This window comes from Atribacteraceae bacterium (assembly GCA_035477455.1).
Lineage (GTDB): Bacteria > Atribacterota > Atribacteria > Atribacterales > Atribacteraceae > DATIKP01.
Genome location: DATIKP010000093.1, coordinates 1 through 7,178, shown reverse-complemented (window position 1 = coordinate 7,178; position 7,178 = coordinate 1). Strand labels below are relative to the sequence as shown.

General features: G+C 55.3%; 6 protein-coding genes. 1 reads left to right on the top strand and 5 read right to left on the bottom strand.

Going from position 1 to position 7,178, the window contains the following annotated elements:
- Positions 1 to 165: 165 nt before the first annotated feature.
- Positions 166 to 951 carry a uridine phosphorylase gene (udp, locus tag VLH40_05665; protein ID HSV31496.1) on the bottom strand — a complete coding sequence of 262 codons (786 nt, stop codon included), beginning with the start codon at positions 949 to 951 and terminating at the stop codon, positions 166 to 168.
- Between the two features lie 200 nt (positions 952 to 1,151).
- Between udp and VLH40_05660 the strand changes: the two genes are divergently transcribed.
- Positions 1,152 to 2,801 (top strand): hypothetical protein, encoded by a 1,650-nt coding sequence (locus tag VLH40_05660; protein ID HSV31495.1) that lies wholly within the window; start codon positions 1,152 to 1,154, stop codon positions 2,799 to 2,801.
- 5 nt (positions 2,802 to 2,806) lie between these two features.
- Here the strand turns inward: VLH40_05660 and VLH40_05655 are convergent, their stop codons facing one another.
- The 4 genes from VLH40_05655 to VLH40_05640 all read right to left on the bottom strand — a co-directional run.
- Positions 2,807 to 4,336, bottom strand: coding sequence for an MBL fold metallo-hydrolase (locus VLH40_05655; GenBank protein ID HSV31494.1), 1,530 nt, complete (start codon positions 4,334 to 4,336; stop codon positions 2,807 to 2,809).
- Between the two features lie 2 nt (positions 4,337 to 4,338).
- Entirely contained in the window at positions 4,339 to 5,247 is a 909-nt protein-coding gene (locus VLH40_05650; protein HSV31493.1) for a hypothetical protein, read from the bottom strand.
- Between the two features lie 55 nt (positions 5,248 to 5,302).
- Positions 5,303 to 6,178 (bottom strand): UTP--glucose-1-phosphate uridylyltransferase GalU, encoded by an 876-nt coding sequence (galU, locus tag VLH40_05645; GenBank protein ID HSV31492.1) that lies wholly within the window; start codon positions 6,176 to 6,178, stop codon positions 5,303 to 5,305.
- A 93-nt stretch (positions 6,179 to 6,271) separates the two neighbouring features.
- Positions 6,272 to 7,178, bottom strand: a 907-nt coding sequence (locus tag VLH40_05640) for a polysaccharide biosynthesis protein (GenBank protein HSV31491.1), incomplete at its 5' end; no start/stop codon positions are given.

Below are 7,178 nucleotides of genomic sequence, written 5' to 3'. Positions count from 1 at the left end.
ATGACCACGTCCGGTTACAGTGCTGCTGAAAAGGCCATCCTTGGCCTTTTTGCTGCGAAAATGCGGTGATTTCGGCGGCTGATTCAGGCAACTTAGGCCCAGGCTTCCTTCGTTCTTTTGCAGCAAAATTACTTATTGCAGTGGAATCAGATTTACCTCTCTGTCTTACTCCTCCGCGTTCCGGAACTCTTTGCGTAGGATCAGCTTGGCCGCCAGAGCCACCGTCTCGGAAACCTTCATCTCCACTTCGGGCTTGATCAGGAGATCAACGGTTTCTTCTTGTATGCGGCTCACTAAAACCCCACACACCGCCGCAGCTTTAAGGCCCAGTACCCGGCAGACAGTGAACAGGGTAGCGATCTCCATTTCATAATTCAATACTCCCAACCTTTTCCATTCCTCAAATGTATTGCGAAGACCACGGATGACATACCCGGAAAACGTATCATAACGTTCTTGACCGGGATAAAAAGATGCCGTCGAACAGGTGAGTCCCAGCCGTACTCGATGTCCGAGTTCACGCCCGGCCCGGAGCAGGTAAGTAGTGAGCGCGTGGTCGGCACAGGCGGGATAGCTGACCGGCGCATAATGATCCGAAGTCCCATCCAGGCGTACCGCTCCCTCACTGACCACCAGGTCGCCGATCCCGACATCTTCCTGGATAGCCCCACAGGTCCCCGCCCGAATAAAATGGCGAATACCCAAGCGGGCCAGCTCTTCCACCGCGATGGACAGGGACGGACCGCCGATCCCCGATGAGACGACCAGAACCTTTCCCTCTTCGCTTTCGGCCAGGATCGTTTTAAATTCCCGGTGGACAGCCAGTTCGCGATAGGTGCCATACGCGGCGGCTATTTTCACACACCGCTCCGGTGCCCCGGGAACCAAGGCCAGGGTCACCCCCGACAGATCTTCCTCATGTAAGCCCAAGTGATAGGCAAAATAGCTCATGCTCATCCCTCCTGTTTCCTTCACGGAAAACCCTTTGCTATACTATCATGTTCCGGAGAAAAGCAAAAACCATCTTATCGCCAGAATTGTTGACAATCAGGTTATAATGGGCAAAGAAGGGGAAACCATGGGCTTTTTCCCCCGGTCTCGCCGACTACAGGTTTTAAACCTGCAATTTCAATTAACAGGGAGAAAAAGAGATGGCCGAACGTGAATACTCCGTTCTCGTCGATAACCGGGTGAGCCTGCACATGCCGGAGGGCGCGACTCTTTTCGATGTGGCCCGGCAAGGCGCCCCCGATTCGTTCCGAAACTTCCTGGTCGCCCAGTTCGACGGGGAGATCGTCGATCTCCATACCATGATCGAGAAGGACGGAGAGGTGCACTTTTTCGATTTTTTCCACCCGGAGGGGCGGCGGGCCTATACCCGAAGCGTCTTCTTTCTGCTTAGTTATGCGGTCAGTCGGGTTTTCCCCGGTAAGCATCTAAAGGTCACCTACTCGATCAGCAACGGTATTTTCTGCCAAGTCGAGGACGAGGAAAACCTGAACAATGCCCAAGTGGCCACTCTGAGCAAGACGATGCAGGAACTGGCAGAAGCAGATCTACCTTTCCGCAAACACACGGTGAACTGGGAACAGGCGATTAACCTCTGCAGCGCTCAGGGTAGGACGGACCTGGTTCGTCTCTTCAGGTACTGGCGGACTCCGGCGGTTCCGCTTTACGTGCTGGACAGCTATTACGACTACTACTACGGGCCGTTGTGCCCAACGACCGGATATGTCCGAAAGTTCGGGTTGGCGCATGTACCACCCGGTTTCATCGTACATATACCCGATCACAAAGACCCGGAAAGTCTGCCACCCTACACGTTTCGGCCAAAACTGTACAGCATTTTTCAGGAAGCTTTCCAGTGGAGTAAAATTCTCGAAATAGAAAATGTGGGTAACCTGAATGAAGCGGTCGTCCAACTCAAGGGCCGCGAAATCGTAGAGGTAGCCGAGGCCTTTCATGAAAAGAAGATCGCCCAAATAGCCGACCAGATCACCCAGCGAAAAGGGTTGACCCACCTGGTCCTAATCGCCGGCCCTTCGTCCTCGGGCAAGACCACCTTCGCCCGGCGTTTACTGATCCAACTCCGGGCCAACGGCTGGAAGCCCTTGACCATTTCCCTCGACGACTATTTCCGAGAACGGCAGGAATTGGGTGAAGACAATTTCGCGGAGTATGAAAAACCCGAAGCCATAGATCTGGGCCTGTTCAAAGAGCAGATGCAGCGGCTGATCGCCGGAGAGGCGGTGGAAGTCCCCCACTTCAATTTTGTGACCGGGAAACGCGAGTTTAGCGGGAAATCCCTCACGCTGAGCCGGGACGGCGTCATCGTCGTCGAAGGGTTACATGCCTTGAATCCCCTGTTGAGTAAAACCATCCCCCCCGAACAGAAAGTCCGGATCTTTGTCAGCGCCATCACCCAGCTCAACATCGACGATCATAACCGGATTTCCACCACCGACAGCCGGCTGATCCGCCGCCTAGTGCGGGACAGTCAGTTCCGGGGACGGGACGCCGAGGCGGTCTTTACCATGTGGCCGCACGTCCGGGAAGGGGAGGAAAAGTATGTGTTCCCATTCCAGGAAGAAGCCGATATTATGTTCAACTCCTCACTGATCTACGAACTGAGCGTCCTGCGGCAATCAGCCGAGCCGCTTCTCAGGGGGATCACCCCCGAACGAAAAACCTATCTGGAAGCCTACCGGCTGTATGCTTTCTTGAACCACTTCATTCCCCTGAACCAAGCGCTCGTGCCTTCCAACTCCATCCTGCGGGAGTTCATCGGCCGCACGGTTTGAATCCCTCACCCTTTCCCGGCTTCGTCCAGGAGAACCAGGGCGGACTGCAGATAACTCTCAGCGTGTTCGTGCAATGGGGTCTCCATCTCCCGCATAAGAGCGATACGTTCGGCCAACTCTTTGAGAAGGTCCAGTTTTTCCACCCTCGGACGGGTGGGAACAGAAACCGCCTTTTGGTCCAGATCGATGGACGCCCCCAGTTCCGGAACAATCGATCGTTTGCCTTGCAGTTTTAAGGCTTCCGCCAGAGCCTGAGCGCTACGCTCTTCCCCGTGGGTGATCAGAAAGGTGGGGTTGTTCTTAAAATAACCGCACCATTTCAGGAGATCGTTCTGATCAGCGTGGGCTGAAAAACCATTGATAGTGTAAATCTTAGCCCGGACCGAAAGTTCTTCACCAAAAAACCGGAGCCGGCGGGCGCCATCCACGATTAAACGGCCCGGCGAACCCGCTGCCTGGTAGCCCACGAAAATAAGGCTGGTGTTTTCCTTCCAGAGGTTGTGGCGTAGGTGATGGACGATCCGGCCTCCGGTAAGCATCCCACTTCCGGCAATGACAATGGCCCGGTCCACATTATTGATCGCCCGGGACTCCTCCGGGGAAGAGACATACTGCAAGCTGGGCAATGAAAAGGGGTCCGTATCCGAAAGCCGGGTCTTGCGGATTTCCCCGGCCAGAAAGTCACGGTATTTCCGGTAAATGTCGGTGGCCAATTTCCCCATGGGACTGTCGAAAAAGACCGGGCAATCCAAGCCATCCTTCCTCTGGAAGAGAAACAGCTCGTACAACACCCGCTGAGCCCGGTCAACCACAAACGAGGGAATCAGGACCTTTCCTCCGCTTTCCAGGGCCTGACCGATCGCCTCGCCGAATTCCACCCGGGTTTCTTCCACTCCCCGGTGAGCCCGGTTCCCATAGGTGGATTCGACGACCACGTAATCGGCATCGTCGATGATCGGTGGAGACCCTTCCATGATCCCGTTAAAAGAGCCCATGTCTCCGGAAAAGACCACTTTCTGATCCTGAATCCGGACCTCAAGCGCCGCTGCTCCCAGGATATGCGCTGCGTTACGAAACGTAGTTTCTACCCCTCCAAGCCGAACTGGCTCATCATAGGAAATTGGTTCGAACAGTTCTATTGCCTTACGCACATCCTCCTCTCCATACAGTGGCTCCACTATCGGCCGGCCGGACCGGTGGTTTCTCCGGTTCAACCGCTCGGTTTCTTCCCGTGCGATCTTCGCGGTATCCAGCCAGAGCACTTCGCAAAGTTCAACAGTGGGCAGTGTGGCAAAGACGGGCCCGCGAAACCCCTCCCGGACCAGAAGCGGAATCAGCCCGGAATGGTCCAGGTGAGCATGGGTGAGATAAACCCCATCAAGCGTTGCCGGATCAAAGGGGAGTGGTTCCCGGTTGCGTTCCTCGCCCCGGCCCTGAATCAAGCCACGGTCTACCAGTACTCGCTTTCCGGCACCTTCCAAAAGATAGCAGGAACCAGTCACTTCCCGAGCTGCTCCATGAAACGTCAGTCGCATGGTTATACCTCCAGTATTTCTTCCACCAGGGGAAGAAGGATTTCATCCAATGAATCATCGGTATCCGCAATCTGTAAGTCCTTGAACAAACCCCAGTACTCAGTGTGGGTGACCGCTTCATCCGGAGCCAGGCGAACCAGTGGTCCCAAAGACTCCAGTTCCAGCATGTTTTCATTGGTAAATAGCTCAACGGACGAACCAAAGTCGGGATATACTGCACCGGGAATATAACGGAAGCATTTTAAGAAAACCAGATCGTCCAGGAGATAGCTGCACCACCCCCGGGAATTCCCGAAGCCGGCCTTGGTCGGGGGCGCTCCCGGCACCTGTTTTAGGGAAACATACTTTCTCCCCCAGCGCCAACGCGGGTCGTTCATGTCAGTATAGGCCCATAGGGCCATGGGGCGTACCGGAGTCAACGTCGCCGAGTGGCTGGAGTAGGGTTCCTGGGGAATTACGGCCAGACCTCCTTCGCTCATCACGCTCAGGGCCCAGACCGCTAACTCCACCTCCCAAAGGTTCCGGTTGGTGAGGGTATGGGTCACCGTCACCCTATTCTCGTCTTCAGACATCTCAATGGCCAGCACCTTCTGAATCCCGGTCCTTTTCTCGGTCTCCTGAGTCAGAACAACCTTTCGACCGTCACCTGTCGCGTCCACCGGTCCGTTGTCCGGGACATAGGTCCGCGGATACATTTCCGGAGCATGCCAGAGCCGGTGCCCGCCATAGATCTTCCAGCGATCATCACCACCCAAAGCCGCGTCTTCCGGAAATTCCCGGAAAAGGTTCCGGCCTCCGATGAATCCCAATCTGATCACCCGGGGTCCCCGTTCCCTGGTTACCAATAGTTCCAGACGGCCGTTTTCCAACCGGATACATTGACCCCACCGTCCATACTGTGCCGTTTTCATGATCTTACTCCCTTCCTGAGAGTATATACATCCAGGTGTCTTCGCCTTCCCGTGTCTATCCGTCCAAGCATTCCCGAATGAATTCCCGGATCGGTGGGCCTAGGTCCTCCCGCTTGAGGGCATAAGCGATGTTGGCCTTCAGAAAGCCGAGCTTGTCTCCAACCCCGTACAAGGTTCCCTCAAACTGGTAGGCATAAACGTTTTCCCGTCCAATCAAGTTCTTCATAGCGTCGGTGAGCTGGATTTCACCGCCCTTTCCCGGCGTGGTCTTTTCGATTGAATCGAAAATCGACGGCGTGAGGATATATCGTCCTACGATGGCCAGGTCCGAGGGGGCTTCAGCTGGGTCGGGCTTCTCCACTAAGTCTTCCACCGCGAAAACCCGATCTTTGACCTTCCGTCCCTTAATAATCCCCAACTGGTCAACCCTTTCCCGGGGAACCTGTTCCACCGCCAGCACGATTCCCGGAAATTCCCGGTAGACCTCCGCCATCTGGGCCAGGCAGGGAATCCGGGCATCGATAATGTCATCGGCAAGAAGAACCGCAAATGGTGCGTCCCCGATGAATTGTCTCCCGTACCAGATGGCGTCTCCCAGGCCCTTTTGCCGTTTCTGCCGAACATAGAAAATATGGATGAGATCCCCGACCTCCCGCACTTCTTGCAACAGGTCCAATTTTCCCCGATCCTTGAGTTCCTTTTCCAGTTCCACCGAGTAGTCAAAATAATTTTCGATCGCCTGCTTTCCCCGGCCGGTCACGAATAATAGGCTTTCCACCCCGGAATTCAACGCTTCTTCCACCACGTACTGAACCGCCGGGGTATCGACCACCGGCAACATCTCTTTCGGCTGAGCCTTAGTTGCCGGCAGGAGTCGGGTACCGAACCCGGCTACCGGTATCAAGGCCTTACGTATGGATTTTTCCGCCATGTTCCCAGTCTCCTCAAGTCAAACCACCGTAACGCAACGGTAAGAACAACCTGATCCATAGGCATAAAACGTCTTACTCCCTTGAAGAACCTCTCAATCCCCAACGATTTTTCTCATGGCTTCCCGGACATCGACCGTATCTCCGGCCAGGATCGACTGCTCAAGGCAGCGGATTTGCCGGGCTATATGATCCCAGGAGAATCCCCGCTCCTCCGGCGGCCTAACTCTCCAGATGCGGGGATGAGTGGTTTCTTCCACGCGTTCCCCCTCTTCCCATAAACTTTCCATCATTTTCTCGCCGGCCCGTTTTCCGGTGACCCGCAGCTCCACGTCCCGCCCCAGTTGGTATCCCTGAATCTCACAAAAAATCCGGGCCAGTTCGACGATCGGGAGCATCTCACCCATTTTCAGCACGTATACGCGCCGATTCCCGGCCATCAAACTCACTTCAATGACCAAGGTCACCGCTTCCTGGGTGGTCATAAAATAGCGTTTCATTGCCGGGTCGGTGATGGTGAGAGGTTCTCCCCGCTCCAACTGGGCCTTCCAAACCTCGAGGACGTTGCCCCGGCTTCCCAGCACATTTCCGAAGCGAACCACACTGGCCTCAATGTCAGGATGAGCCGCGGCGAAGGAATGGATCAGGACTTCCCCTATTTTTTTGGTCTGCCCCATCACGTTTTCCGGATGGACCGCCTTGTCGGTAGAGATGAAGACCACCTTACCCACCACTCCCCGGCATGCCTCCAACAGATTGAGCGTCCCCGCCACGTTGGTCAGAAAGGCCTCTGCGGGGTTTTCCTCCAGCAAGGGAACATGTTTGTAAGCCGCTGCGTGATAGACAAAGTCGGGCCGGCATTCGTTCAACAGAGCTTTCAAGCGCCCTCCGCAACGGATATCGCCGATCAGGGGGAACACAGTGATTTCCCCTCCCAGTTCATGCACGAGGTCGAAAATCCCCGTTTCGTTGTGATCGAGAACAATCAGGCGGCACCCGGTC